We start from the raw sequence: 23,417 nt of genomic DNA, 5'->3' as shown, positions 1-23,417 counted from the left end.
ACGTCATGGGTCGCAGGGGTGGCAGAGGTTTTCGATGGCGGCGGCTATGCGGCGGGTGAACGGGGAGGCGCTGGCGGGGCCGTGGAAGGGCTGGGTGGCGCCGTCCGTGACCGCCTCGATGGTGGCCAGGTCGGCGCCCGGATGACAGACGACGTCCGGGCCCGGCAGGTCGGCCAGCAGGAACTCGCCCTGGTCGGCGTGGGCATCGGCCGGGTTCGCGGCGGGACGGGCCCAGCGCAGGCGGTCCTCGCGGTCGAGCCGGTAGACGCCGGGGCCGCGGCCGGCCGCCACCCGTACCGGGGACTCGTGCCGGTGCCGCACCCGGACCGCGAACGGCCCGCCGCGTTCGGTCGCCCGCAGCAGGCTGAGCTGGTTGAACTCCTGCGGGTCCGCCAGCCAGCCGACCCGGCCGCGCAGCATGACGACCAGGTGCGCCAGCGTGAACGGCGGCACCCCCACGGCCTGCTGGTTGACCGCCGACACCTCGGCGCTCTCGTCGTGCCGCCACTTGATCGCCGACACCAGCACCCGTTCGCCCGGCGTGAGCAGCGCGTGCACGCTGAACAGCCCGGCGACGCCGTACCGGCGCCAGCCCCAGATCCCGATCCGCTCGGCGCACTCGATGAGCAGCGCGGCGGCCGGCACCGGCCACGGGCGCGACCAGTCCCGCCCGGCCGGGCACAGGGGGCCGGCGCCCAGCTCGGGGACGCCGGTCGCGCTGTGCGAGGGGCGGTCCACGTACACGCTGACGCCGCCCTCGCCGTCCGGGACGCTGAGCGCGGTGACGGCGCACGGCCAGCCGTCCACGTACCCGGACACGCGGTACGGCCCCAGCAGCCGGGCCGCGCGGTACATGTCGGCGTCGCCCGACACGATCACGGTGCCGCGCCCGCCGGCCAGGCCGCCCGCCTGCACCACGACCCGCTCGGTGCCGACCGCCCGGCGCAGCTCGGCCAGGCCGGGCAGCCGTTCGGCCGGCACACAGCGGATCCGCGCCACGGCGGGCACTCCGGCCGCGCGCAGCAGGTCGTCCAGCAGGTGCCTGGCCTCGATCGTGGCCCGCACACCCTCGCCGATCGCCGCCACCGTGGCCCCGGGGCCGGCCAGCTCCGACAGCCGGGCGCCGGCGCACCTGCTGGCGATGACCGGCGGGCGGTCCAGCTTGACGAGGTGCCGGGCGGCGTCGTGCCGCACTCGCCGCAACCAGCCGTGCCGCTCGGCGACGGAACGCGTCCTGGTCCGGTCCTCGGCCGCCACCACCATGCCGGGCAGGGCCGGGTCCCAGGCTGAATAGCAGCCGATGCCCAGGGCGGGCCGCAGCGATTCGACGGGGGCCGGGCCGGTGTAGCCGGTGCGCAGAGCGGTGCTGTAGCGGTCGACGGTGACCAGCGGCCGGCCCGCGAGCGCGGCCAGCAACTCGGCGTGCGCAACGTCGACAGCCGCCCCGTCCCGGTACGCGGCCCCGCCGCGTTCGTCCCTGCCTGTCATGCCGTCTGTCCTCTCGTCCGGCCTCGTACGGCCTCGACCGGGCCGCCACGTCACGGTCCGCACTATTGACGGTGCGCTCCGTACGGCGCATCGTCGAGGGCACCGCGATGTGAAGCGATGTGAAGCTGCGATGCCGCCACGGCGCACCCGTCCGGTCGTGAACCGGGCCCTCGCCGCGCTCATCGAACAGGCCGGCTGGACCCACGCCGCCACCGCGCAGAACGTCAACGCCGTCGCCGCCGAGACCGGGGAGCGGATCCACTACGACCGCTCTGCCGTCGGGCACTGGCTGACCGGCACCATGCCCAGGCCGGAGGCGGTGCACGCGGCCGTGGAGGCGTTCCGGCGCCGGCTCGGCCGGCCCGACCTCGGCCCCACGCATCTCGGCTGGCCGGACCCCGGGGTCGCGCCGCCGGCCGACGACCCCTGGCGCGGCGACCCGGTCGCCCGGCTGGTCACGCTGGGGGAGGACGACCTGCTCAACCGCCGTACCGTGCTGACCGCCGGCACGTTCACGCTCGCCGCCCTGTCGAGTCTGTCGAACCTGCCCGGCATGTCCCCACGGCGCGGGCGCGTCCCCGGCCCGTCCGGCCGTCCCGGCGCGGGCGACGTGGCCCGCATCAGGGCCGCCACCGCCGCCTTCGCCGACCTGGACGACCGGTTCGGTGGCGCGCACGCCCGCGTCGCGGTCGCCGCCTACCTGTCGCGCGAGGTCACGCCGCTGCTGCGCGAGGCGAGCGGGCGTACCAGGCCGGACCTGTTCGCCGCGGCGGCCGAGCTGGGCTATCTGGCCGCGTACATGGCGATGGACGCCGGCGCGAACGCGCTGGCCCAGCGCTACTACATCAGCACGGTACGGCTCGCCGACGAGGCCGGCGACCTGCTGTTACGGGCGACGGCGTTACGCAGCATGGCCGTGCAGGCGGCCGAGCTCGGCCACGACGGCGAGGCGCTGGCGCTGGCCGACGCCGCCGCCTCCGCCCTCGGCGGGCACGGCCCCCATCGCACGCTGGCCTGGATCACCGGGATGCGCGCCGAGGCGCACGCGGCGGCCGGCACCCGCTGGGACGCGCTCAACCTGCTGCGCCGTACGGAGAACCAGCTCGAACGCGCCGGCTCCCCCCAGGAGGCGGGCTGGACCGGCAACTACCGGCACGAATCCCTGGAGCACCAGATCGGCCTCACCCTCACCCAGCTCGGCGACCACGCCGCCGCGGCCCGCCACTTCACCGCCTCCATGAACGCCCGCCGCCCCGTCGAGCTGCGCACCCGCGTGCTGATCGGCCTGCGGGCGGCCAACGCCTACCTGCGGGCGGGCGATCCTGAGCAGGCCGCCGTCACGGCACTCGGCTTCGGCGACGACGTCCGGTTGACCGCCTCGGCCCGGGTCGGCGACGAGCTGCGCCGCCTGCGGGCGGGCTGGCAGCGCTTCCGCGCCAGCCCGCTCGTCGCCGAGGCCGACCGCATCGTCTCCACCGGCACTCCGCCCACCGGCCGGGCACGTTGACAGGCGGACAACTCGTTCAGGACTGCGGCAGGATCGTCCGGGCGGCGACCAGTTCGCCGTGCTCGAACCCCTCCACCCGGATGACGCCCGCGCCCGCCGCCCCCGGCACCGTCACGGTCGTCTCCGGCCCGGTCACGTCCACCGACACCGCCGGCCGCCCGTCCACGTACACGTCGGCCCGGTCGACCAGCCGGGTCGACAGCGTCAGGCCGGTCCCGGTGACCCGCGCGTCCAGCCGCCGCACCGGGAGCCCGGCCAGCAGCTCGCCGGCCCGGGCGAGCAGGTCGGCGTTGCCGTGCAGGACGTCGTCGCGGGTCATCAGGTGCCGGTGGTCGGAGGCCACGCCGAGGTCCTCGACGGGGGTGCCGGCCAGGTCGTGCACCCGCAGCGTCCGCCTGATCGACACCCGCATGCCCGCCTGCCCGGGCAGCGGCTGGTAGGGGCTGCCGGGCACGGGTGAGGGCAGTTCGAGCAGGAGCTTGAGCAGCGCGTGGGTCCACACGTTCGCGCCGCCCGCGCCCGTGCTGTCGTCGGTGCCGAGGACGGGGCCGATCCGGTGGTCCTGGAAGCCGCCGGCGAAGATGTCGGTCGCCGAGTAGCACAGGGCGTTGGTGATCAGCACGACCGGGCCGAAGTACCGCTGTCCGATGGCGTTGGCCCCGTCGGCCGGGGTGATGGGGAAGCTGCCCGAGTAGACCGCGCCGGTCTCCAGCGCCTGCTCCATGGACGGGCACCAGGGCCCGAGGTCGATCTCGCCGGTCGGGTTCTCCTTGTGCTGCCCGCAGACGCGCTGGTTCAGCGCCGTCGTGACGAACTGGGTCGGCTCGGGGACGATCGGGCGCGGGGTGAGCGTCTGCAGCAGGAACTCGGCCGCGTAGATGTGCCCGCCGCCGTTGTCCCGTACGTCCACCACGAGCCCGTCCTGCGGCAGCAGCTCGACGAGCCGGACGAACTCGCGCACGAACGCGCCGGGGTCGTTGACGCTGAAGCTGAAGATCCGCAGATGGCCGAAGACGCCGGACGGCGTGACGACGCTCCTGGCCCGGAAGAAGCCGGGCATCGACGTGGGCAGATCCGCGCCGGGCGCGGCGGGCTCGGCCGTGAGCTCGGCGCCGCCCAGCGTCTCCAGCGGGGTGACGGCCTCGGGGACGTACAACATCTTCGTGGCCCGGCCGATCTCGTCCGCGCCGAGGTCGAGGCCCTGGGCCACGGCGGCCACGCTGAGCCGGTCCGCGTCCACGAACGACGGCTGGTTGTCGCTGACCCGCCAGCTCTCGCGCAGCTCCCTGCGGATCCCGTCGGCGCCGACGTAGGTGAGCACGACCCAGCTCTCCTCCGGCGGCACGTGCAGGCGCAGCGGCCGGATCGTCAGCGACTGCAGGCCGCGCGCGTGCCGCGCGCCCGGGTTGCTGCCGGCGAACCTGGCCGCGTTGTGCTCGACCGCCCGGTCGATCGGGACGCCGTTCCAGTGGGTGACCTCCACGCCCGGCCCGAACCCGGGCGCGGTGAAGCCCTCGACGGTCATGGTGACGACGTGGTGGCGCTCGTCGCCGGTGTAGTACTCCTCGATCAGGTACGGGAGGTAGGCGATCTTGCCGGCGTACGGGAGCGGCAGCAGGTAGTTGGTGTGCAGGTCGCGTACGGAGTGGAAGATCTCCGACAGCTCGGCGTGGAAGCGCCACTCCGGGCCCATGGTCGCCGGGGTCTGCCGGCTCAGCCGTGCCGCGAGCAGCCGCAGCCGCTGCACAGGGTTGACGGCGTGCATCGCGGCCTTGAGCGGCAGGTGCACGTAGTTCTGCTCGATGAGCAGCAGCGCCTGCTGGACCAGGAGCTTGCGGTCGTCGAGCGTCAGCTTGTCCGCGGTGCGCAGGAAGTCGTGGAGCTCCTGTTTCGCCACCCCGCTTGTTGGCTCGGTCATGTCGTCCACCCACCCGGTGTCGTCTCGGTGCGGGCGCGGGGAACGTTCCCGAGCCCGCACACGGCACGCTGCCACCGGGCGTGGCGGCCGCGCCACGGGAGGTGGCCTAGGGCTTTCCCTAGGGCGCCGGCGCCAGAGCCGGTCGGGCGAGAAGTGCAGGTTGGTCGCGCGGTGAGCGAGGGCCGGTCAGGCGTGGAGCGGGAGTGTGCCGAACCGGTGGGCGGTCCACAGGCGGCGGGAGGTCTCCTCCGGGTACGGCTCGACCGACGGCGGGGTGTCGAAGAGGTGGACCAGGCGCCGTCCCGGCTCGTACGCCTCCCACCCCGGCCCCTCGCCCGCCGCGAACGCCGTCCACGCCCGGCGGAAGTCCGCCGACACCTCGGCCGCCCCAGGCGGGACCGGGTCGCCGAGGAAGAACCGGGCCATCCCGCTGCCGAGGTTGCCGAAGACCAGCGGGACGTCGAGGGCGTGGCAGGCGCCCAGCTCGCCGCCGCCGGCCGGGCTGGGCCAGGTCAGCTCGTAGACGTGCGCCCGCCCGCCCCCGGCGGCCTGCGCCTCGGCCAGGCGCAGGCTCGGCATGCGGAACAGCCAGTCGGACTGCACCAGCTCGCACAGCTCCTCGGCTTCGGCGCCGGGAAAGGCGGCCCGGTAGTCGATCCCGGGCGCGAACGCCCGCAGCAGCTCGTCGGCCCGTTCCTCCCAGGAGGCAGGCGGCCGGCCCATGCCCATGAACAGGCGGTACTCGTCGCGGTTGTGGCCCGCGACCAGCTCGACCTCACGGGCGGCGCCCCCGGCCAGCGCGGCCCAGGGGTCGCGGGGCAGCACGTCGCCGTCCACGACGGGGGAGAAGGGGGTGACGGTGCGGGCCACCGGCCCCCAGCGGTCCTCGTACTGGAGCATCTTGCCGTTGAACGCCTCCGTGGCGGCCACCAGGCGCTCGGGCGCGACGGCGGCGAGGTCGGCGACCGAGGCGCGCAGCCCCAGCTCGCCGGCCAGGACGGAGGCGATGTCGGCGGCCAGCGGCGCGGAGAAGAACGTGCCGGGCACACTCTGCGCGACGGCCCGCCCGAACAGCCCGGCGGCCCTCGGCATGGCCATGAGCGCGGCGATCGACCCGGCCCCCGCCGACTCGCCGAACACCGTCACCCGACCCGGGTCGCCCCCGAACGCGGCCACGTTGTCGCGCACCCACTCCAGCGCGGCCACCTGGTCGAGCAGCCCCCGGTTGGCCGGCGCCCCCTCGATCTGGGCGAACCCCTCCATGCCCACCCGGTAGTTGAGCGTGACGACCACCACGCCGCCCTCGCGGGCCAGCACCGTGCCGTCGTAGACGGAGTCGCCCGCCTCGCCCGCCCGGTACGCGCCACCGTAGATCCACACCAGCACCGGCAGCCGCGCGGCGGGGCCGGGCGACGGCGTCCAGACGTTGACGGTCAGCCAGCTCTCCCCGGCGCGGTCCCGCGCGGGCGTGTCCGTGAGCATGGACTGCTGGGGCGGCGGCGGCCCGAACGCCACGCAGTCGCGCACCCCGCCCCACGCCTCGGCGCGCACGGGGGCGGCGAAGCGCAGGTCACCGAGGGGTGGCCGGGCGAACGGGATGCCGAGGAAGACGGACACGCCGTCGCCGGTCCGGCCGCGCACGCCGCCGGTCGCGATCCTCACCTCTGGCCCGCTGGTCACCATGCCGCCCCCCGCTCGTGGTTGCTTCCATTATGATCGCGGGCTCTCCGGCTCACGGGTCGGCAGCCGTTCATCGACGCAAACTGACCGCTCGCCGTAAAACTTGTACGGTTTTCAAATACTGCATACCGTATGTGGTACCCGTGGTGCGTGGCAGACAGGACCAGGTTCGCTAGCTCCGCAGGTTTTCTCAGTCGTTCTCGTACCATCGCGGCACCCACCTGGAGCCGATGGCTCGTGCCGCCCGCCGCGCTCTCCGTGCACCTGGCCATCGGGCAGGCGTACGCGTGGAGCGTCTTCAAACCCCCGCTCGAATCCTCGCTCGGGCTCTCCGGCACCCAGAGCGCGCTCCCGTTCCAGCTCGGCATCGTCATGCTCGGCCTGTCGGCCGCCTTCGGCGGCACGCTGGTCGAGCGCAACGGGCCCCGCTGGGCGATGTTCGTCTCCATGGCCTGCTTCTCCTCCGGCTTCCTGCTGTCGGCGCTGGGCGTGGCCACCCGGCAGTACTGGCTGGTGGTGTTCGGCTACGGCTTCGTCGGCGGCATCGGACTCGGCATCGGCTACATCTCGCCGGTCTCGACCCTGATCAAATGGTTCCCCGACCGGCCGGGCATGGCCACCGGCATCGCGATCATGGGATTCGGCGGCGGCGCGCTCATCGCCTCGCCGTGGTCGGCGCAGATGTTGTCCTCGTTCGGCACCGCCACCGGCGGGATCGCGATGACGTTCCTCGTGCACGGCCTCGTCTACGCCGTGTTCATGACGATGGGCGTGCTCCTCGTCCGGGTGCCCGCCGACGGCTGGAAACCCAAGGGCTGGAGCCCGCCGACGGCCAGCTTGCGCCCGCTGATCACCAGCGCGGACGTCTCCGCCGCGAACGCCATCCGCACCCCGCAGTTCTACCTGCTGTGGGTCGTGCTGTGCTGCAACGTCACGGCCGGCATCGGCATCCTGGAGAAGGCCGCGCCGATGATCAGGGACTTCTTCGCCGGCACGCAGGCGCCCGTCGCCGTCGGCGCGGCGGCCGGCTTCGTCGCGCTGCTGTCGCTGGCCAACATGGCCGGCCGCTTCGTCTGGTCGTCCACCTCGGACCTGATCGGGCGCAAGAACATGTACCGCGTCTACCTGGGCGTCGGCGGGCTGCTCTACCTCGCCATCGCCCTGGCCGGCGACAGCTCCAAGCCGCTGTTCATCCTGTGCGCGATCGGCATCCTGTCCTTCTACGGCGGCGGCTTCGCGACCGTGCCCGCCTACCTCAAGGACCTGTTCGGCACCTACCAGGTGGGGGCCATCCACGGCCGCCTGCTCACGGCCTGGTCCACCGCCGGCGTGCTCGGCCCGCTGATCATCAACGCCATCGCCGACAGCCAGAAGGCGGCCGGCCGGGCCGGGCCCGACCTCTACACGACCTCGCTGTTCATCATGATCGGGCTGCTCGTGGTGGGCTTCCTCGCCAACGAGCTGATCCGGCCGGTGCACGAGAGATTCCATGAGAAGCCCGTGCAGCGGCTCGACCCGCAGGTGACGGAGAAGGGACAGGCGGTATGAGCGAGGGGCACACCTGGCTGAAGGTGGTGGCGTGGCTCTGGGTGGGGCTGCCGTTCGCGTACGGCGTGTACGAGCTGTTCCTGAAGCTCACCCAGCTCTTCGCCGGATGACGGGAACGGGCGGGCCCGGCGCACGCACGCCGGGCCCGTCCGTTCATCCCAGGCTGCGCCCGACGGCGGCGGCGACCAGGTCGAGCGCCTCGGCGCTGGCCGGCAGCACGTTCACCATCGTGAAGAAGACGTGCATCTGGCCCTCGAACCGCTTGGACTCCACCGGCACCCCCGCCTGGCGCAGCCGCTCGGCGTAGGCCTCGCCCTCCTCGCGCAGGATGTCGTACTCGGCGGTCAGCACGAGCGCCGGCGGCAGGCCGGACAGGTCGGCCGCCCGCAGCGGCGAGGCGTCCGGGGCGGCCCGCGCGCCGGGGTCGGGGGCGTAGTGGTCCCAGAAGTAGACCATCCCGTCGCGGGTGAGCAGCAGCTGGCGGTCCGGATCCTGGTAGGAGGGGGCGTCCAGGTCGCAGTCGGTGACGGGATAGACCAGCACCTGCAGCGCGATCGCCGGGCCGCCCTCGTCCCTGGCCCGCTGCGCCACCACCGCCGCCAGGTTGCCGCCCGCGCTGTCGCCCGCCACGATGATCGGCAGGCCCGGCATGTCGGAGGCGGCCCAGAGCAGGGCCGCGTAGGCGTCGCGGGCGGCGACCGGGTAGCGGTGCTCGGGGGCCAGCCGGTAGCCGGCCAGCACGACGGCGCAGCCGGTGCGCACGGCCAGCTCCCTGCCCAGGGCGTCGAACTCGTCGATGGAGCCGATCACCCAGCCGCCGCCGTGGTAGTAGACGATGACGCCGCGCGGGGTGCCGTTCGCGACGAGGACGCGGGCCGGGAGCGACGCGCCGTCCTCGGCCGGGATCGTGACCTCCTCGACCCGGGCCACGTCGGGGCCCTTGCCGCTCAGCTCGCTCAGCCCGGCGCTGACGGTGCGGGCCTCCTCAGGGGCGAGCTCGTGCAGCGGCGGGCCGCCCAGCGCGGCCAGTCGCTCCAGCAGTGCGGTCGTCGCGTGATCCAGGGGCATGGGACGTCACCTCATCCGGGGGGCGCGGTCGGTGAACCTCCTCGAACGTAGGATCAGGAAACGGGCTTGTCCAGCGCGGGTGCGCGGAGCCGCCAGAGGGCGAGCAGGCCGCCGATCACCGGGACGACGGCGCGCCGGCGGGCGCCGGTCGCGGCGCTGCCGGGGATCAGCACGGTGATGGCGATGACGGCCAGGTAGGCCGCGCCGTGCACGGGGCCGACGAGCGAGGCGACCGCCGGCTCGTGCACCGTCGCCAGGTTGGTCAGCAGGATCGCCAGGGACAGCGTCTCGACGGCGGCCGCGATCCGCAGCGCGCGGACGGACATCAGGCCCCCTCGCCCGCGCCGGGACGGACGATCATCAGCACGACGACGATCGTCCACAGCACGTTGTAGAACCCGGCCATCATCGACAGCGGCTTCAACCGGGCGCGGTCGCCTGGCGTGGCCAGGGCGTCGCGCTGGCGTGGATAGATCTGCACGGCGAGCAGGAAGCCGGCGGCGGCGGTGAGGACGACGGCGAGGGTGATCCAGATCTCGCCGGTACGCCCCTGCACGAAGGCCAGGACGAGCCCGGCGGCGGGCACGATCAGGCCGGCCAGGCTGTAGCCGCGGGTGATGCGGTGCAACGCCAGCGCCACGGCCCGGCTTCGCCCGTCATCCACGCTCTCATCAGCCACAGCGGTGACGGGGACGGTGACCGGGGCGGCCACCGGTACGTAGCGCGGGAACAGGCTCGTCGCGACGGCCGAGCCGCCCACGAACACGATGCCGGCGAGCACGTGCACCGACAACAGCAGATGTTCCATCGTTCTCCCTCCAACCTTCAGACGGACTGAAGCGTAACACGGCACCTTCAGGGTCCCTGAAGGGGGCGGGGATGGCGCGATCTGTGGGGTGGCGGTCGTTGACGCCACGTCCGGCCCGGTCACAAGCTGGAACGGTGAAACAGCGCCGCGTCGTCTTCGTCGTCTTCGACGGCTTCCAGTCACTCGACCTGGCCGGCCCGTACGAGGTCTTCCACCAGGCCGGCGCCTACACCTGCGAGATCCTGGCCCCCGCACCCGGCCTGGTCCGGGCGGGCAGCGGCCTGCCCGTGCACGCCGGCCATGGACCCGGCACGCTCTCCGCCGAAGGCGTGGACACCCTGGTCGTGGCCGGCGGCTCCGGCGTCCACGCGGCCAGGAACGACGCCGCGCTGCTGTCCTGGATCACCGCCGCCGGCTCGGGAGCTCGCCGGGCCACCTCGGTGTGCACCGGCGCGTTCCTGCTCGCCGCCGCCGGCCTGCTCGACGGCCGCCGGGTGACCACCCACTGGGCCCGAGCGGAACGCCTGGCGGCGGAGCACCCCGAGGTCACCGTCGACAGCGACCCGATCTTCGTCAGGGACGGGCGCGTCTGGTCGTCGGCCGGCGTGACCGCCGGCATGGACCTCGCCCTCGCCCTGGTGGAGGACGACCTCGGCCGCGACGTCGCGCACGGCGTGGCCAGGCGGCTGGTCCTCTTCCTGCGCAGGCCGGGCAGCCAGTCGCAGTTCGGCGTGGGGTTGTGGTCCAGGCAGCCGGCCAGCGACCCCGTCCGTGCCGCCGTGTCGTCCATCCACGCCGACCCCGGCGCCAGGCACGACATCAGGGATCTCGCCCTGCGGGCCGGCATCAGCCCACGCCACCTGCAGCGCCGCTTCACCGCCGAACTCGGCGTCCCGCCCGGCTCGTACGTCGAGCGGGTCCGGGTCGAGGCGGCCCAGCGCGCGCTCGCCGAGGGCGACGACCCGGTCGAGGCCATCGCCCGCCGCTGCGGCTTCGGCACCGCCGAGACCCTGCGCCGGACGTTTCACCGCCGGGTCGGCATCACCCCCTCCGACTACCGGGACCGATTCCACTCCACCGCCATGGGAGGCGACCTGTGACCACGTACGGACTGCTCATCTTCGACGGGGCGGAAGAGCTCGACTTCGTCGGCCCCTGGGAGGTCTTCACCGTCTCCGCGCGGCTGCGCGAGGGCGGCGACACGGCGGTGCTGATCGCCGAGGACCCCGGCCCCGTGCGCTGCGCCAAGGGCATGCGCGTGCTGCCCGACCACACCCTCGACGACCATCCGCCCTTGGACGTGCTGCTCGTCCCCGGCGGGCGCGGCACGCGCGCGGTCGAGGCGGACCATCCTGACGTCGTCGCCTGGATCGCCAAGACCGGGGCCCAGGCGACCTGGGTGACGAGCGTCTGCACCGGCACGTTCCTGCTGTACGCCGCCGGGCTCGCCCGCGGGCGGCGGGTGGCCACGCACTGGAGCCGCGAGGACGACCTCGAAGCACGCGGTGACGTCACGGTCGTGCGGGACGCCCGGTATGTCGTGGACGGCAGCCTGCTCACCAGCCAGGGCATCTCGGCCGGCATCGACAGCGCGCTCTGGCTCACCGGCCGCCTGCACGGCCGCGAGCACGCCCGCGCCGTGCGCCGCGTCATGCAGTACGACCCCGCGCCGCCGTACCTCGCCGACGAGCCGCTCGCCTGAACCGGTATGGCGGGATGCTCCTGTTGATGTCAGAGGGTGAAGGCGGCGCGGATCGTCTCGCCGACCTGGCGCTGGATCGGATCGGCCGCGGCCCCGAACATCAGCTCGTCCACCCGCCCCACCGCCTCCTTGGCGGCGCTGAGCAGCCGCGCCCCCTCAGGCGTGATCTCGATCGTGGAGGCGGAGCCCGCGCGCGCGGTGTTGTCGCGCACCAGCCCCGCGCCGGCCAGCGACTTCACCGCCGCGTGCACGCTCTGCACCGTGATGCCCGACATCCGCGCCAGATCGCTGAACGAGACGCCGGGCACCGCCGCGATGTGCCCGAGCAGCCCCAGCCGCCGCACCGTGAGATCGAGCGGCGCGAGCGCGGCGTTGAGCTCGGTCTCGATCCGCCGCGCCAGCGTGAGCACCACGATGGACGCACTCGTAGCGGGCGGCCCCGGCCGGCCGTTGTCGACACTCACTCCCCAAGTCTCCCGCACTCGCCGGCATCGTCGCGGATAGGGTGCCGAGCCATGGCGAACGATGACAGAGTGCGGGAGAAGGTGGCCTGGGTCCTGCTGCGCGATCATCGGGTGCTGATGACGCGCAGCCGGGGCCGCGACGTGTTCTTCTTCCCCGGCGGGATGCGCGAGCCGGGCGAGTCGGACGGCCAGACCCTCGTGCGCGAGATCGACGAGGAACTGCTCACGGCGATCGACGCCGGTTCCATGGTGCACGTCGGAACCTTCGAGGTCCCGGCCGGCCATCCGGAGCGCGGGCCCTTCCGGATGATCTGCTACACCGCCGGCCACCGGGGCCCGCTCACTCCGTCCATGGAGGTCGAGGAGACGGCCTGGTTCGGCTACGCCGACCGGCACCGGGTGTCCTACGTCGACGCTCTCGTCTTTCAGGCCCTCCACGACGACGGGCGGCTGTGGTGAGGGTGGGTCAGGAGCCGGTGGAGCCGAGGTAGCCGGCGGTTTCCGAGGGGACACGGATGGGGCCGGACTTGGGGACGACGGCGAGGTAGAAGGCGGCGGAGGATACCGTGACCCGCTTGGTGTAGCGCCTGCCGTGGGTGACGGCGGCCGTCGGACGGTCGGTGAAGGAGAGCTGGCCGGCGCCGGGCCGGGCCACGAAGCGCTCCTTCGAGGTGACCCCGTACCAGACGAGGGCGCCCCCGGCGGCCGTCTTCAGCGCGTACGGCCCCGACGCCGGCCGGCACTGCCGGGTCATCGTCCACTGCCCGCGCGCCTTCTCCCGCAGGGCCAGCTTGGCCCGGCCGAGCCGGCGCGGCATGGCGTCCGACCGGAACAGGCGGCGGGCGCGTTCGTCCTGGTCGAGGGTGGCCTCCACGCGGGCGTGCGCACGCACGATCTCCTGCGGGGAGGCGGCCAGCCCGCCGCGTTCCCCGCCGGCCGGCACGGTCGCCAGCCCGTGCTCGTCGCGGGCCGCGACCGGCGGCCTGGCCCCGGATGTCGTGCCGGACACCGCCACCACCTTCCAGCCGGCGGACGTCTGCTGGAAGATGAGCTGGTTCCACCCTTTCTCGCCCTTGCGGGCGAAGTCGGCCATGAACCACGGCGGGTTCGCCGCCCCCTTGGCGGGGATCGCGAAGCGCGGCTTGACGATGGCGGCGTGCGAGGTGCGGACGCTCTCGCCGAGCATGCCGCGCAGCCGGCTGTTCGCCTTGTCGATCCGGGCGGCCAGTCCCGCCTCGACCGCGCCGTAGTCGGTGCCGCCCGCCAGTTCCGCCCGCTTGACGCCGGCGTCCCAGCGTTTGAGGAGGTCCTTGGCCTGCGCGACGGTCACCACCCCTGTGGGTCGCGCGAGCTGAGCCGCGGCGGGCCGCTCACCGCCCGGCCCGCTGCAGGCGGAGGCGAGGGCGGAGGCGGCGGCGAGGGCGAGCGCCAGGGGGGCGAGAGTGAGCCGGCGGATGGTCATCGTGGTCTCCGGGGGTGCCGATTTTCACGATGTACGCGCCCGCGTCCGGAGCGGGTTCACGCCATACCGGTTCGGTCACCTTGCCCCCGCGCCACGTCACGCCGCTGGTCCGGGACGGCGTCAGCCGGTGATGAAGGAGCGCAGCAGGGAGAAGAACCGGTCACCCTCGGTGGCCGCGGGCCAGGCGATCGTGCCCGGGGCCGCCGTGCAGCAGCAGGAGGGTCGGCTTGTCCCGCATCGCGTAGCCGTCGGGCTCCAGGGCGGTGCCTTCGACGTCCACGTACAGGGAGGTGCCGTTCCCTTGAACACGCATGGGGGCCTGCTCCAGTCGGTCGGGCGCTCGGCCGAACTTTCAAGATCAGTCTGGCCGGGCCCTGGCGGAGCACACCATGAAGAGCTCCCCCTTGGCGATGGCAGGGACAGCCTTACCTTCGCGGGGCTCGCGACCGCCGGTCAGGAGCCGGCGGAGGTGTCGCAGAGGGAGAAGCGTTTGTCCAGGCCCGTCAGGCGCAGCAGCCGGGTGATCCGCGGTTGCGCCCCGCTCAGGCTGAAGGTCCCGCCGGCCGCCTCGACGGTGTTGGCGGCCCAGATCAGCGTGTTCAGCCCCGAGGAGTCGCAGAAGGGGACGTCCTGCAGATCGACGACCACGAGGGGCGGCCGGATGCACTCCATGGCGTGGGTGAGCCCGTCTCGGAACTCTCCCATCGTGGACAGGTCCAGCTCTCCCGCGGGACTCAGCACAGCCGTGTTGTCACGCTGAGTGACGATCCAGGAGAAGCCGGTACGGTCGGCGCTCGCCATTCCACCCCTCCGTTCCTGGTGGTTCGCCGTCTTTATCATTGCATAGTGCAATAGAACTGGGAACCCGCGCGCGAGCCTGTAGGAGCATGTCGCGAAGGTGTGTGGACAACTGTGCCCAATATAGAGCGAGCTGAAGCCCTTGCAGAGTACTCATGCTTTCGGTCGCTCCCGCCCGGTGTCCGAATCCGGCCACCGCACCCGTTGACCGAGCACGTCCTCACGAAGGCTCGTAGTCGCGCATGTATCGGGCGACCTTGGCGGTGTAGCCGCGCCACTTCGGCGGGACACCGCCGGCCCGCTTGACCGGGTCGACGCCGCTGCGGAAGAGCGCGGCCAGGTTCATCGCCGGATCGCCTGGTACGTCGGCGACCCGCGGGCCCAGCCGGCACATGAACCGCCCCATGGACTGGATCGACAGCCGCGGGTCGAACGGCGGCGTCGGCATCGGGCTCTGCAGGCCGCCGGGCTGCCAGTGCCACAGCACCCTGGGCGTCCACCTGGCGATGCCGAACTCGTCGTTCGCCGGATCGGAGAGCGCGGCGTCGAAGCCGGACTCCGCCTTGAGCATCGCGGCGATCAGGGCCGGGCTCAGGCCCGGCAGGCTGCAGTACGTGCCCGCCTCGACGATCAGCGCCCGGTACCGATCCGGCACGTCGGAGCCCGGACGCAGCCAGCGGCCGGTGTCCGCGCCGGTGGAGGACGGGGTCGCGGTGGCGCCGGGGGAGGGGGTGCCGCCGGGCCGCTGGGCCAGCGTGACACCCACGGTGGTGGCGGCGGCCAGGACCGCGGTCAGCACCGCGACGCCTCCGACGAGCAGGTTGCGCCGCCTCTTCCCGGCCCACGCGCCATCGCCGGATGCCCCGCCGCCAGATGCCCTGTCACCGGATGCCCTGTCACCGGGTGCGCTGTCACCGGGTGCCCCGTCACCGGATGTGCCGTCAGCAGATGTCCTGCCGTTTGGTGTGCCGTCGTCCGGCGGCCGGTCGCCGGGTGGCTGGTGCCCTGGTTGCTCACGTTCGTCGGCTTCCTCCGGCCGCTCGGCGTCCGGCGCCGCGGGGAGGAGAGGCGTGGGGGACGCCAATGCCGCCGCATAAGCGGCGGCGTCCGGATAGCGCGACCGCCGGTCCGGGGCCAGCGCGGCCATCACGGCCACGTCCACCGCCTCAGGCACCTCGGGCCGCAGCGCGCTGGGCGGCACCCGTAGCTCCGGCTTGGCCGGGACCGTGCCGGTGAGCAGGCGGTACGTCAGCGCGCCGAGCCCGTGCACGTCGGCCCGCGCGTCCGGCGCCCCGTCGAAGTAGAGCTGCTCGGGCGCCTGGTAGCCCGGTGACCCCGCCGGCATCGTCAGCCCGCTGAGATGGTCGGTGGACCGCGCGATCCCGAGATCGGCCACCATCACCCGCTCCCCGCCCTGGGGCCGCGAGCAGAACAGCACGTTCGACGGTTTCAGGTCGCGGTGCACGACCCCGATGCTGTGCAGCACCGCGACGGCCTGGCAGATCTCGCCCATGAGGGCCAGCGCCTCGCCGACCGGGAGCGGCGGGCCGGTCAGCCGCTCGCCCAGGGTGCCGCGGTCGGCGTACGTCATCACGAAGTACGGCCGCCCGTCGTCCAGCTCACCCACGTCGTAGACCTGCACGAGCAGGTGGGAGTCGGCCCGGCGCAGCAGCCGCGCCTCCTGGAGGAACCGTTCGCGCACGCCGGCCTGACGGGACCAGTTGTCCGCGAGGATCTTGACCGCCACGGACGAGCGCAACTCCTCGTCGTGCGCGAGATGGACGGAGGCGAACCCCCCGACCCCGATGAGCTGCTCGATCCGGTAGCGGCCCGCGTGGGTTGGAGCCGTCATCCCCCTCATCATGGTCGATCACCGTGGATCCGTCCACGCGCCCTGGCAGCTACCAGGTTACGGAAACGGCCGCAGGACGGGACGATCGAGGCAGAGCGCCCGGTATCGGGAGGGAAGTCACATGGCCGACAACGACTGGGGTCATGTCGGGAAGAACGACCGCCGCGGGGGCGGAAACGACCGGCCGGCCGCCGCGCCGCGAGAGCGCTCGCGGCCGGACGGCCGGTCGTTGCCGGTCTGATCTTCCTGGACACCTTCGGGAGCGTACGAGTAGGGTCACGCGCGATGTCGCACAGCACGATCTTGATCCAGATGGCGGCGGCGCCCACGGACGCCCGGCCCTACTCGCTGGAGCTCGCGCCGGGTGAGCAGGCGTTCTTCGGGCGTGGGGCGCCCAACGCGCCCGTCGACCTGCTGCTCGACGACCCCGCCGTGTCCCGGCGGGCCGGCCGGATCACCGCCGTGGCCGACTACTGGATGCTGTCCAACCTCAGCACCTTCAAGACGTACGTGGTGGAGAACCCCGAGGGCGGCGGGGAGTTCGTCAAGGTGCCGCCGGGGCGGATGGGGGCGCCGATCCCGTTCGAGTTCTCCCGGGTGATGCTGCCCGCCGTGGACGGCACGGTGTCGTTCCTGGTGTTCGCGCCGCGGCACGTGCATGTGCCGCCGGGCAGCGCGGACGGCGGCGCGGTCACGCAGGTGGCCTACCCCCTCGACCAGAACGCCAAATACTTCCGCATCCTGGTCGCGCTGTGCGAGCCGCGCCTGCGCGACCCCTCGACCTCGCGCATCCCGACGGTCCCCGAGATCATGGAACGGCTGCCGGACCTGGGGCTGAGCCGGACCGCGATCGGGTTCCACATCGGCTACCTGGCCGAGAAGAAGCTGCACGTCAAGAGCCCGCAGAGCGGTGAGGGCAAGGCCGACTGGCAGCGCCACGCGCTCGTCTCGCTCGCTCTCAGGTTCGACCTCGTCACCAGCGACCACCTGGCGCTCCTGCCGGTACCCGGCCGCTGAAGGGCTGGTTCGCCGGCGTCCGGGCAGGCATCAACGCCGCCCGCCTGGGTAGCCGAGCGCGGATGCGTTTCGAGGAGGGGAGGTCGCGGCTCCCGGCCCACGCGCTGGGACCGCGGCTGACCCTGGCCGCTCTCGCCGCCGCGCTCGTCATGATCCCGTTCAGCCTGCTGCTGGTCGTGGCGAAGCTGCCGCTCAACGCGCTGGACGCGGGCGTCGCGGCGGAACTGCACGCGTACGCGCTGGCCAACCCGGACGTGACCCGGGTGCTCATCGTGTGGACGGACCTGTTCGGGCCGTGGCCGTGGCGGATCGCCGTGGCCGCGTACGCGGTCCGGCTGCTGCGCAGGGGCGCGCCGCGGACCGCTCTCTGGGCGGTCACCACCGTGACCGTGAGCGGGCTGCTCGCCTTCGCGATCAAGGTCGTCGTCGCCCGTGCCCGCCCGCGCCTGCCCGACCCCGTCGCGCTCGCCCCCGGCGACTCCTTCCCGTCGGGCCACGCGGCCGGCGTGACGGCCGGCGCGGGCGTGATCGTGCTGCTCATGCTGCCCTCGCTGCCCCGATGGGGGCGGTGGGTGGCCTGGGCGGTCGCCGCGTTCCTGGTGCTTTCGGTGGGTTACACGCGGATCGCGCTCGGCGTGCACTGGGTGAGCGACGTGGTCGCCGGGACCGTGCTGGGAGCCGCGGTGCTCGCCGCCACGGTGGCGGGCTTCGAGGCGTGGCGCCGGGACCAGGGTCACCGGCGCGGCTCGCCGGTCACCGAGGGCGTGGCGCCCGAGTCGGTACGGGCGGGCCATGAGCGCTGAGCGCGTACGCGCGTGCTATTCCTCAGGATGCGACACGGTGATCACCACGTTGCCGACCTTCCGCCCCGACTCGACGTACCGGTGGGCCTCGAGGATCTCGTCCAGCGGGTAGCGCCGGTCGATCACCGGCCGGAACGTCCCCGCCTCGATCAGCTCCTTGAAGTACTCCGCCATCCCCGGATCGTCCTTCGGGATGGGGAAGACCACCCGTCTGCCGCCGAACAGCGGGGTGACCAGCGCCAGGAGCAGGTTCTGCGCCCCCGGCCCCACGTCGGAGGCGACGAAGATCCCGCGTGGCTTGAGCAGCCGCCGGCACCGCCCGAACGTGGTCTTGCCGACCGCGTCGATGACGGCGTCGTAGGTGCGCTCGTCCTGGGTGAAGTCCGTGGCCGTGTAGTCCACGACCCGGTCGGCTCCCAGGCCGGCGACCAGGTCGAGGTGCTCGGTCGCGCAGACGGCGGTCACGTCCGCGCCCTCGTTCTTCAGCAGCTGCACCGCCGCCGACCCGATGGCGCCGGTCGCGCCGTAGACGAGCACGGACTGCCCGGCGCCGATCCGCGCCGACCTGATGACGTTGAGCGCGTAGTGCGACCCCTCCGTGCCGGGCACGACCTCCTCGTACGTGAACCCCTCGGGCACGAGCGCCAGCGCGACCTTCGGAGAGGCCGTCATGTACTGGGCGTGCGCCCCGAACCCGTCGTCGTTGTAGCCGAAGACCCGGTCGCCGGGCTTGACGGCGGTGACGTCGCGGCCCACCGCCTCGACCTCGCCGGCGAACTCGGTGCCGAGGATCGTCACCTTCGGCGTGATAAGGCCGGTGAAGAATCTCCAGATGAAGGGCTTGGCCGCGCGTAACGCGCAGTCCGTGCGGTTGACCGTCGTCGCGTGCACCTTGACGAGCACGTCGCCGTCCCTGACGACCGGCCGATCCACTTCAGCGATGCTCACCACTTCTGGCGGGCCGTATTCGGCGCGCACTGCGGCTTTCATGCCCGGGATACTAGCCAGCGTGCGGCCGTCCGGCGGCGGTCCGGCGATCCCGGATCCTCACTCGTCCGCCGCCGCCCGCGTGTGGGCCAGGTCGGCCTCCATCCTGGCCGCCGTCTCCCTGAGAGCGGGCAGCACGTCGTTCATGAGGGCGGCGGGGGTGGCGCGGCCGGCGTGGGTGGCGACGTTCACCGCCGCGACGACGCGCCCGGTCCGATCCCGTACGGGGACCGCGATCGACCGGACGCCCTCCTCCAGCTCCTGGTCCACCAGCGCGTACCCGTCGGCCGCCGCCCGGCGCAGCAGCGCCCGCAGCTCGGAGCGCGAGGTGACGGTCCTGGCCGACAGGCGGCGCGGCACGATCGACGCCAGCCGCTCCTCGGGCAGCTCGGCCAGGAGCACCCGGCCCATGGAGGTCGCGTACGCGGGCAGCCGCGTGCCCACGGTGAGGTTGACGCTCATGAGGCTCACGGTCTGGACCCTGGCCACGTACACGACGTCGTCGCCCGACAGCACCGCCACCGACGCCGACTCGCGGACCCGGGCCACCAGGTCGGCCAGGTGCGGCTGGACGATCTCGCCGAACGTCAGCCCGGACAGGTGCGCGTAGCCGAACTCCAGCACGCGGGGGAGCAGCGCGAACCGGGCGCCGCCGGTGGCGGTGGCGTAGCCGAGGCGTTCCAGGGTCTGCACCGCCCGCCGTACGCTCGCCCGGGGCAGGCCCGTGACCTTGGCGCAGTCCGCGAGCGTCAGCCCGCCGCGCGCCGACCCGAGCGCGACCAGCACCGCGAGCCCGCGCGCCAGCGACTGCAGGAACCCCATGCCGAGCTGCCGCTTGGCGGCCTGCGCACCGTCCGCCGCCTCGCGGCCGGGATCGAGGCGCGGCGGAGGCAGGGATGAGCGGTCGCGCAGGGTCGTCTCCATCTCCTCGACCGTCCGGCGCAGCGCGGGCAGGCAGTGGTCGCGCAGCCCGGCCGCCGTGTGCCTGCTGGTGTGGCTCACGACGCTGATCGCGCAGACCGCCGCGCCGCGGCCGTCCCGTACGGGCACCGCCACCGCGATCAGCCCCGGCTCGATGAGCTGGTCGTCCTCGGCCCACGGCGCGTCCGGATCGAGCAGCGCCAGCCCGGCCGCGCACCGGTCGACCGGCAGCACGTCGCCCACGCGGAAGCTGACCGACATGGTCCGCCGCCGGGTGACCTGCACCACGAAACGCACCTCGTCGCCGTCCCGTACGGCCAGCGACACGGACTCGTCCAGCTCCTCGGCCAGCCGTACGGCCGCCGGGGCGAGGGCGTCGCGCAGCCCGTCGCCGGCCAGGTACGCCTCGCCCAGCTCCATCAGGCGCGGGGCCAGCCGCACCTCGCGGCCGTCCGTGCGCAGGTAACCGAGGTGGACGAGCGTGCCGACGACCCGGTCCACCGTGGACCTGGCCAGCCCGGTCGCGCGGGCCAGATCCGTCGCGCGGGCGGGCCTGGCCGGGTCGGCGGCCACGGTGCGCAGCACGGCCAGCCCGCGCTCCAGCGTCCCGGCCGCTTCCACCGGCTGCTCCACCGGCTGCTCCAACGTCTCCTCCATGGGTTCCTCCGCCTGTACGGCCGCCGGGGCGTCGGGGACGACCTTTGACAGGCGAGCCACCCGGTACACATACTGAAGGCAATAATAGTGAACAAAAGTTCGCAGAGCGAACACGGTCTCGATCGGAGCGTCGTGCGGAGAGACAAGGTGCTCGCCACGGCCGCGGAGGCGCTGGCCGGCGTGCACGACGGAGCGTCGTTCGCCGTCGGCGGCTTCGGCCTCAGCGGCATCCCCAACGTGCTGATCCAAGCCCTCTACGACACCGGCGTGCGCCGCATCGGCGTCGTGTCCAACAACTGCGGCGTGGACGGCGGCGGCCTGGGCGTCCTGCTGGCGGCCGGGCGCATCGCCCACGTCACCGCCTCCTACATCGGTGACAACAAGGAGTTCGCCCGCCAATACCTGGCCGGCGAGCTGACGGTCGAGCTCACCCCGCAGGGCAGCCTGGCCGAGCGGCTGCGTGCGGGCGGCAGCGGCATCCCCGCCTTCTACACCCCGGCGGGCGTCGGCACGCCCATCGCCGACGGCGGCCTGCCGCTGCGGCACAACCCCGACGGCAGCGTCGCGCTCGCCTCGCCGCCCAAGGAGGTGCGCGAGTTCGACGGCCGCGAATACGTGCTCGAACACGGCATCCGCACCGACTTCGCCCTCGTCCGCGCGGCCAGGGGAGACCGGCACGGCAACCTCGTCTTCCACAAGGCCGCCAGGAACTTCAACCCCCTCGCGGCCCTGGCCGGGCGGATCACGATCGCCGAGGTCGAGGAGCTGACCGAGCTGGACCCCGACGAGGTGCACCTGCCCGGCGTCTTCGTCCAGCGGGTCATCGCCCTCACCCCCGAACAGGCCGCCGACAAATCCATCGAGAAGCGCACGATCACCCCATCGCCCGCACCAGGGACGGACTCCCGATGAGCTGGACCCGTGACGAGATGGTCGCCAGGGCCGCCGCCGAGCTGCGCGACGGCGACTACGTCAACCTGGGCATCGGCCTGCCCACCCGCATCCCCGGCCACCTGCCGCCCGGTGTGGACGTGGTCCTCCACTCCGAGAACGGCATCCTCGGCGTCGGCCCGTACCCGGCCGAGGACGAGGTCGACCCCGACCTGATCAACGCCGGCAAGGAGACCGTCACCGTGCTCCCCGGCGCGTCGTTCTTCGACTCCTCGCTGTCGTTCGGCATGATCCGCGGCGGTCACATCGACGTGGCGGTGCTCGGCGCGATGCAGGTCTCGGCTCGCGGTGACCTGGCCAACTGGATGGTCCCCGGCCGGCTGGTGAAAGGCATGGGCGGGGCCATGGACCTCGTGCACGGCGCCCGCAAGGTCATCGTGATCATGGAGCACAACGCCAAGGACGGCTCCGCGAAGATCGTCGAGGAGTGCTCGCTGCCGCTGACGGGGAAGGAATGCGTCCACCGGATCATCACCGACCTCGGGGTCCTCGACGTCACCGAGCAGGGGCTCACGCTCGTGGAACGCGCGCCGGGCGTGACCCTGGACGAACTGCGCGACCACACCGACGCGGAGGTGCGGGCGTGAGCGCGCAGGCGACGCGCGACCGTACCGACGCGGAGGTCATCGCGACATGAGAGACGTCTACATCGCCGACGCCGTACGCACGCCGTTCGGCCGCTACGGCGGCGCCCTGTCCGGGATCCGCCCGGACGACCTGGCCGCGCACGTCGTCTCGGCGCTGACCGAGCGCAACGAGCTGGAGGCCGTGGACGAGGTCGTGCTCGGCAACGCCAACGGCGCCGGCGAGGAGAACCGCAACGTCGCCCGCATGGCCGCCATCCTCGCCGGCCTGCCGATCACCACGCCCGGCGTGACCGTGAACCGGCTGTGCGGCTCCGGCATGGAGGCCGTCATCCAGGCCTACCGGGCCATCGCGCTCGGCGACGCCTCGGCCGTGATCGCCGGCGGCGTGGAGTCGATGACCCGCGCGCCGTGGGTGCTGCCCAAGCCGGAACGCGCCTTCCCGGCCGGCGGCCAGGAGCTGGTCTCCACGACGCTCGGCTGGCGGCTGGTCAATCCGGCCATGCCCGCCCAGCACACGGTCGCGCTCGGCGAGGGCGCCGAGCTGATCGCCGACAAGCACGGCATCACCCGCCCGGAGCAGGACGCGTTCGCGCTGGCCAGCCACCAGAAGGCGGCCAAGGCGTCGCTCGAACGGGAGATCGTCCCGATCGCGTCCGTCACCCGCGACGAGGGCATCCGCCACGACACCTCCCTGGAGGCGCTGGCCAAGCTCAAGCCCGCCTTCCGCAAGGACGGCGGCACCGTCACCGCGGGCAACTCCTCCCCGCTGAACGACGGCGCGGCGGCGCTGCTGCTGACCGACGAGGCGGGGCTGCGCGGCCGCGAGCCCCTGGCCAGGATCGTGGCCAGCGGGGTCAGCGCGCTGGAGCCGCGCTACTTCGGCCTCGGCCCCGTCGAGGCGGCGAACCGGGCGCTGGCCAAGGCGGGCCGGCGGTTCGGCGACCTGGCCACCGCCGAGCTGAACGAGGCGTTCGCCGCGCAGGTGCTCGGGTGCCTGGCCGAACTGCCCGACCTCGACCCGGCCATCGTCAACCCCGACGGCGGCGCCATCGCGATCGGCCATCCGCTCGGCGCCTCGGGAGCCCGCGTGACCGGCGCGGTGGCCCACCGGCTGGCCGCCGCCGGCTCGGGCACCGGGCTCGCCTGCCTCTGCATCGGCGTCGGTCAAGGGCTGGCCGTCGTACTCGAAAGGTAGCGGA

General features: G+C 73.3%; 24 protein-coding genes. 11 read left to right on the top strand and 13 right to left on the bottom strand.

Annotated elements, in window-relative coordinates; translation table 11 throughout:
• Positions 1-3: 3 nt before the first annotated feature.
• On the bottom strand, positions 4-1,488 hold the full coding sequence (locus OIE67_RS32500; protein WP_326627626.1) for a hypothetical protein: 1,485 nt from the start codon (positions 1,486-1,488) through the stop codon (positions 4-6).
• Positions 1,489-1,645: 157 nt separating this feature from the next.
• On the opposite strand from OIE67_RS32500, the gene OIE67_RS32495 reads away from it, so the two are divergent.
• Positions 1,646-2,995 (top strand): hypothetical protein, encoded by a 1,350-nt coding sequence (locus tag OIE67_RS32495; RefSeq protein ID WP_326627624.1) that lies wholly within the window; start codon positions 1,646-1,648, stop codon positions 2,993-2,995.
• Positions 2,996-3,011: 16 nt separating this feature from the next.
• Here OIE67_RS32495 and OIE67_RS32490 read toward each other — a convergent pair whose 3' ends face one another.
• Positions 3,012-4,913 carry a S41 family peptidase gene (locus tag OIE67_RS32490; RefSeq protein WP_326627621.1) on the bottom strand — a complete coding sequence of 634 codons (1,902 nt, stop codon included), beginning with the start codon at positions 4,911-4,913 and terminating at the stop codon, positions 3,012-3,014.
• Between the two features lie 186 nt (positions 4,914-5,099).
• Positions 5,100-6,575: a carboxylesterase/lipase family protein gene (locus OIE67_RS32485; protein ID WP_326627619.1), complete on the bottom strand. Its 1,476-nt coding sequence runs from the start codon at positions 6,573-6,575 to the stop codon at positions 5,100-5,102.
• 255 nt (positions 6,576-6,830) lie between these two features.
• Between OIE67_RS32485 and OIE67_RS32480 the strand changes: the two genes are divergently transcribed.
• Both OIE67_RS32480 and OIE67_RS55795 read left to right on the top strand, forming a co-directional pair.
• On the top strand, positions 6,831-8,141 hold the full coding sequence (locus OIE67_RS32480) for an MFS transporter (protein ID WP_435875082.1): 1,311 nt from the start codon (positions 6,831-6,833) through the stop codon (positions 8,139-8,141).
• The gene (locus tag OIE67_RS55795; RefSeq protein WP_435830591.1) at positions 8,138-8,251 is read left to right on the top strand and encodes an MFS transporter small subunit; all 114 of its coding nucleotides are present in this window, start codon (positions 8,138-8,140) and stop codon (positions 8,249-8,251) included. Before OIE67_RS32480 ends, OIE67_RS55795 begins: the two co-directional genes overlap by 4 nt.
• A 43-nt stretch (positions 8,252-8,294) precedes the next feature.
• Here the strand turns inward: OIE67_RS55795 and OIE67_RS32475 are convergent, their stop codons facing one another.
• The 3 genes from OIE67_RS32475 to OIE67_RS32465 are packed head-to-tail and all read right to left on the bottom strand — an operon-like array spanning position 8,295 to position 10,017.
• A complete protein-coding gene (locus tag OIE67_RS32475) occupies positions 8,295-9,209 on the bottom strand; it encodes an alpha/beta hydrolase (protein WP_326627615.1) in 915 nt (304 codons plus the stop codon).
• A gap of 53 nt (positions 9,210-9,262) precedes the next feature.
• The gene (locus OIE67_RS32470) at positions 9,263-9,535 is read right to left on the bottom strand and encodes a hypothetical protein (protein WP_181307959.1); all 273 of its coding nucleotides are present in this window, start codon (positions 9,533-9,535) and stop codon (positions 9,263-9,265) included.
• Positions 9,535-10,017: a hypothetical protein gene (locus OIE67_RS32465; protein WP_326627613.1), complete on the bottom strand. Its 483-nt coding sequence runs from the start codon at positions 10,015-10,017 to the stop codon at positions 9,535-9,537. The genes OIE67_RS32470 and OIE67_RS32465 overlap by 1 nt, the downstream gene beginning before the upstream one ends.
• 134 nt (positions 10,018-10,151) lie before the next feature.
• On the opposite strand from OIE67_RS32465, the gene OIE67_RS32460 reads away from it, so the two are divergent.
• Together OIE67_RS32460 and OIE67_RS32455 are read left to right on the top strand one after the other, a co-directional pair.
• Positions 10,152-11,117, top strand: coding sequence for a GlxA family transcriptional regulator (locus OIE67_RS32460; protein ID WP_326627610.1), 966 nt, complete (start codon positions 10,152-10,154; stop codon positions 11,115-11,117).
• Complete coding sequence (locus OIE67_RS32455; protein ID WP_326627608.1) at positions 11,114-11,719, top strand: DJ-1/PfpI family protein; 606 nt, start codon at positions 11,114-11,116, stop codon at positions 11,717-11,719. Before OIE67_RS32460 ends, OIE67_RS32455 begins: the two co-directional genes overlap by 4 nt.
• Positions 11,720-11,748: 29 nt before the next feature.
• On the opposite strand, the gene OIE67_RS32450 is transcribed toward OIE67_RS32455, so the two are convergent.
• The gene (locus OIE67_RS32450; protein ID WP_326627606.1) at positions 11,749-12,183 is read right to left on the bottom strand and encodes a MarR family winged helix-turn-helix transcriptional regulator; all 435 of its coding nucleotides are present in this window, start codon (positions 12,181-12,183) and stop codon (positions 11,749-11,751) included.
• Between the two features lie 51 nt (positions 12,184-12,234).
• Here OIE67_RS32450 and OIE67_RS32445 point away from each other — a divergent pair, with 51 nt between their 5' ends.
• Positions 12,235-12,642: an NUDIX hydrolase gene (locus OIE67_RS32445; protein WP_326627604.1), complete on the top strand. Its 408-nt coding sequence runs from the start codon at positions 12,235-12,237 to the stop codon at positions 12,640-12,642.
• A gap of 7 nt (positions 12,643-12,649) precedes the next feature.
• Here OIE67_RS32445 and OIE67_RS32440 read toward each other — a convergent pair whose 3' ends face one another.
• The 4 genes from OIE67_RS32440 to OIE67_RS32425 form a co-directional block, all read right to left on the bottom strand.
• Positions 12,650-13,645 (bottom strand): hypothetical protein, encoded by a 996-nt coding sequence (locus OIE67_RS32440; protein ID WP_326627602.1) that lies wholly within the window; start codon positions 13,643-13,645, stop codon positions 12,650-12,652.
• A gap of 160 nt (positions 13,646-13,805) precedes the next feature.
• Positions 13,806-13,958, bottom strand: coding sequence for a hypothetical protein (locus tag OIE67_RS32435; protein WP_326627600.1), 153 nt, complete (start codon positions 13,956-13,958; stop codon positions 13,806-13,808).
• A 140-nt stretch (positions 13,959-14,098) separates the two neighbouring features.
• Positions 14,099-14,446, bottom strand: a complete 348-nt coding sequence (locus OIE67_RS32430; protein ID WP_181307957.1) for an STAS domain-containing protein — start codon at positions 14,444-14,446, stop codon at positions 14,099-14,101.
• A gap of 217 nt (positions 14,447-14,663) precedes the next feature.
• The gene (locus OIE67_RS32425; protein WP_326627597.1) at positions 14,664-16,295 is read right to left on the bottom strand and encodes a serine/threonine-protein kinase; all 1,632 of its coding nucleotides are present in this window, start codon (positions 16,293-16,295) and stop codon (positions 14,664-14,666) included.
• A gap of 285 nt (positions 16,296-16,580) precedes the next feature.
• Between OIE67_RS32425 and OIE67_RS32420 the strand changes: the two genes are divergently transcribed.
• Both OIE67_RS32420 and OIE67_RS32415 read left to right on the top strand, forming a co-directional pair.
• Complete coding sequence (locus OIE67_RS32420; RefSeq protein WP_326627596.1) at positions 16,581-17,312, top strand: FHA domain-containing protein; 732 nt, start codon at positions 16,581-16,583, stop codon at positions 17,310-17,312.
• A 62-nt stretch (positions 17,313-17,374) separates the two neighbouring features.
• The gene (locus OIE67_RS32415) at positions 17,375-18,115 is read left to right on the top strand and encodes a phosphatase PAP2 family protein (protein WP_326627594.1); all 741 of its coding nucleotides are present in this window, start codon (positions 17,375-17,377) and stop codon (positions 18,113-18,115) included.
• Positions 18,116-18,130: 15 nt separating this feature from the next.
• Here the strand turns inward: OIE67_RS32415 and OIE67_RS32410 are convergent, their stop codons facing one another.
• Together OIE67_RS32410 and OIE67_RS32405 are read right to left on the bottom strand one after the other, a co-directional pair.
• Complete coding sequence (locus OIE67_RS32410) at positions 18,131-19,105, bottom strand: NAD(P)-dependent alcohol dehydrogenase (RefSeq protein WP_326627592.1); 975 nt, start codon at positions 19,103-19,105, stop codon at positions 18,131-18,133.
• Between the two features lie 57 nt (positions 19,106-19,162).
• Positions 19,163-20,740: an IclR family transcriptional regulator domain-containing protein gene (locus OIE67_RS32405; RefSeq protein WP_326627590.1), complete on the bottom strand. Its 1,578-nt coding sequence runs from the start codon at positions 20,738-20,740 to the stop codon at positions 19,163-19,165.
• A 72-nt stretch (positions 20,741-20,812) separates the two neighbouring features.
• On the opposite strand from OIE67_RS32405, the gene OIE67_RS32400 reads away from it, so the two are divergent.
• The 3 genes from OIE67_RS32400 to OIE67_RS32390 are packed head-to-tail and all read left to right on the top strand — an operon-like array spanning position 20,813 to position 23,413.
• The gene (locus OIE67_RS32400; RefSeq protein ID WP_326627589.1) at positions 20,813-21,592 is read left to right on the top strand and encodes a CoA transferase subunit A; all 780 of its coding nucleotides are present in this window, start codon (positions 20,813-20,815) and stop codon (positions 21,590-21,592) included.
• Positions 21,589-22,218 (top strand): CoA transferase subunit B, encoded by a 630-nt coding sequence (locus tag OIE67_RS32395; RefSeq protein WP_326627587.1) that lies wholly within the window; start codon positions 21,589-21,591, stop codon positions 22,216-22,218. The genes OIE67_RS32400 and OIE67_RS32395 overlap by 4 nt, the downstream gene beginning before the upstream one ends.
• Before the next feature lie 46 nt (positions 22,219-22,264).
• On the top strand, positions 22,265-23,413 hold the full coding sequence (locus OIE67_RS32390) for a thiolase family protein (RefSeq protein WP_326627585.1): 1,149 nt from the start codon (positions 22,265-22,267) through the stop codon (positions 23,411-23,413).
• Positions 23,414-23,417 lie beyond the last annotated feature (4 nt).

The organism is Nonomuraea fuscirosea (assembly GCF_035917475.1).
GTDB lineage: Bacteria > Actinomycetota > Actinomycetes > Streptosporangiales > Streptosporangiaceae > Nonomuraea > Nonomuraea fuscirosea.
The sequence above is the reverse complement of the archived record's forward strand: the minus strand, read 5'-3'. Positions and strand labels throughout refer to the sequence as shown.

Excerpts from the sequence above, each read along its gene's own strand:
- OIE67_RS32500 (WP_326627626.1), bottom strand. The coding sequence starts at position 1,488 with ATGACAGGCAGGGACGAACGCGGCGGGGCCGCGTACCGGGACGGGGCG.
- OIE67_RS32490 (WP_326627621.1), bottom strand. The coding sequence starts at position 4,913 with ATGACCGAGCCAACAAGCGGGGTGGCGAAACAGGAGCTCCACGACTTC.
- OIE67_RS55795 (WP_435830591.1), top strand. The coding sequence starts at position 8,138 with ATGAGCGAGGGGCACACCTGGCTGAAGGTGGTGGCGTGGCTCTGGGTG.
- OIE67_RS32475 (WP_326627615.1), bottom strand. The coding sequence starts at position 9,209 with ATGCCCCTGGATCACGCGACGACCGCACTGCTGGAGCGACTGGCCGCG.
- OIE67_RS32470 (WP_181307959.1), bottom strand. The coding sequence starts at position 9,535 with ATGTCCGTCCGCGCGCTGCGGATCGCGGCCGCCGTCGAGACGCTGTCC.
- OIE67_RS32465 (WP_326627613.1), bottom strand. The coding sequence starts at position 10,017 with ATGGAACATCTGCTGTTGTCGGTGCACGTGCTCGCCGGCATCGTGTTC.
- OIE67_RS32445 (WP_326627604.1), top strand. The coding sequence starts at position 12,235 with ATGGCGAACGATGACAGAGTGCGGGAGAAGGTGGCCTGGGTCCTGCTG.
- OIE67_RS32440 (WP_326627602.1), bottom strand. The coding sequence starts at position 13,645 with ATGACCATCCGCCGGCTCACTCTCGCCCCCCTGGCGCTCGCCCTCGCC.
- OIE67_RS32435 (WP_326627600.1), bottom strand. The coding sequence starts at position 13,958 with ATGCGTGTTCAAGGGAACGGCACCTCCCTGTACGTGGACGTCGAAGGC.
- OIE67_RS32430 (WP_181307957.1), bottom strand. The coding sequence starts at position 14,446 with ATGGCGAGCGCCGACCGTACCGGCTTCTCCTGGATCGTCACTCAGCGT.
- OIE67_RS32425 (WP_326627597.1), bottom strand. The coding sequence starts at position 16,295 with ATGACGGCTCCAACCCACGCGGGCCGCTACCGGATCGAGCAGCTCATC.
- OIE67_RS32420 (WP_326627596.1), top strand. The coding sequence starts at position 16,581 with ATGTCGCACAGCACGATCTTGATCCAGATGGCGGCGGCGCCCACGGAC.
- OIE67_RS32415 (WP_326627594.1), top strand. The coding sequence starts at position 17,375 with ATGCGTTTCGAGGAGGGGAGGTCGCGGCTCCCGGCCCACGCGCTGGGA.
- OIE67_RS32410 (WP_326627592.1), bottom strand. The coding sequence starts at position 19,105 with ATGAAAGCCGCAGTGCGCGCCGAATACGGCCCGCCAGAAGTGGTGAGC.
- OIE67_RS32395 (WP_326627587.1), top strand. The coding sequence starts at position 21,589 with ATGAGCTGGACCCGTGACGAGATGGTCGCCAGGGCCGCCGCCGAGCTG.
- OIE67_RS32390 (WP_326627585.1), top strand. The coding sequence starts at position 22,265 with ATGAGAGACGTCTACATCGCCGACGCCGTACGCACGCCGTTCGGCCGC.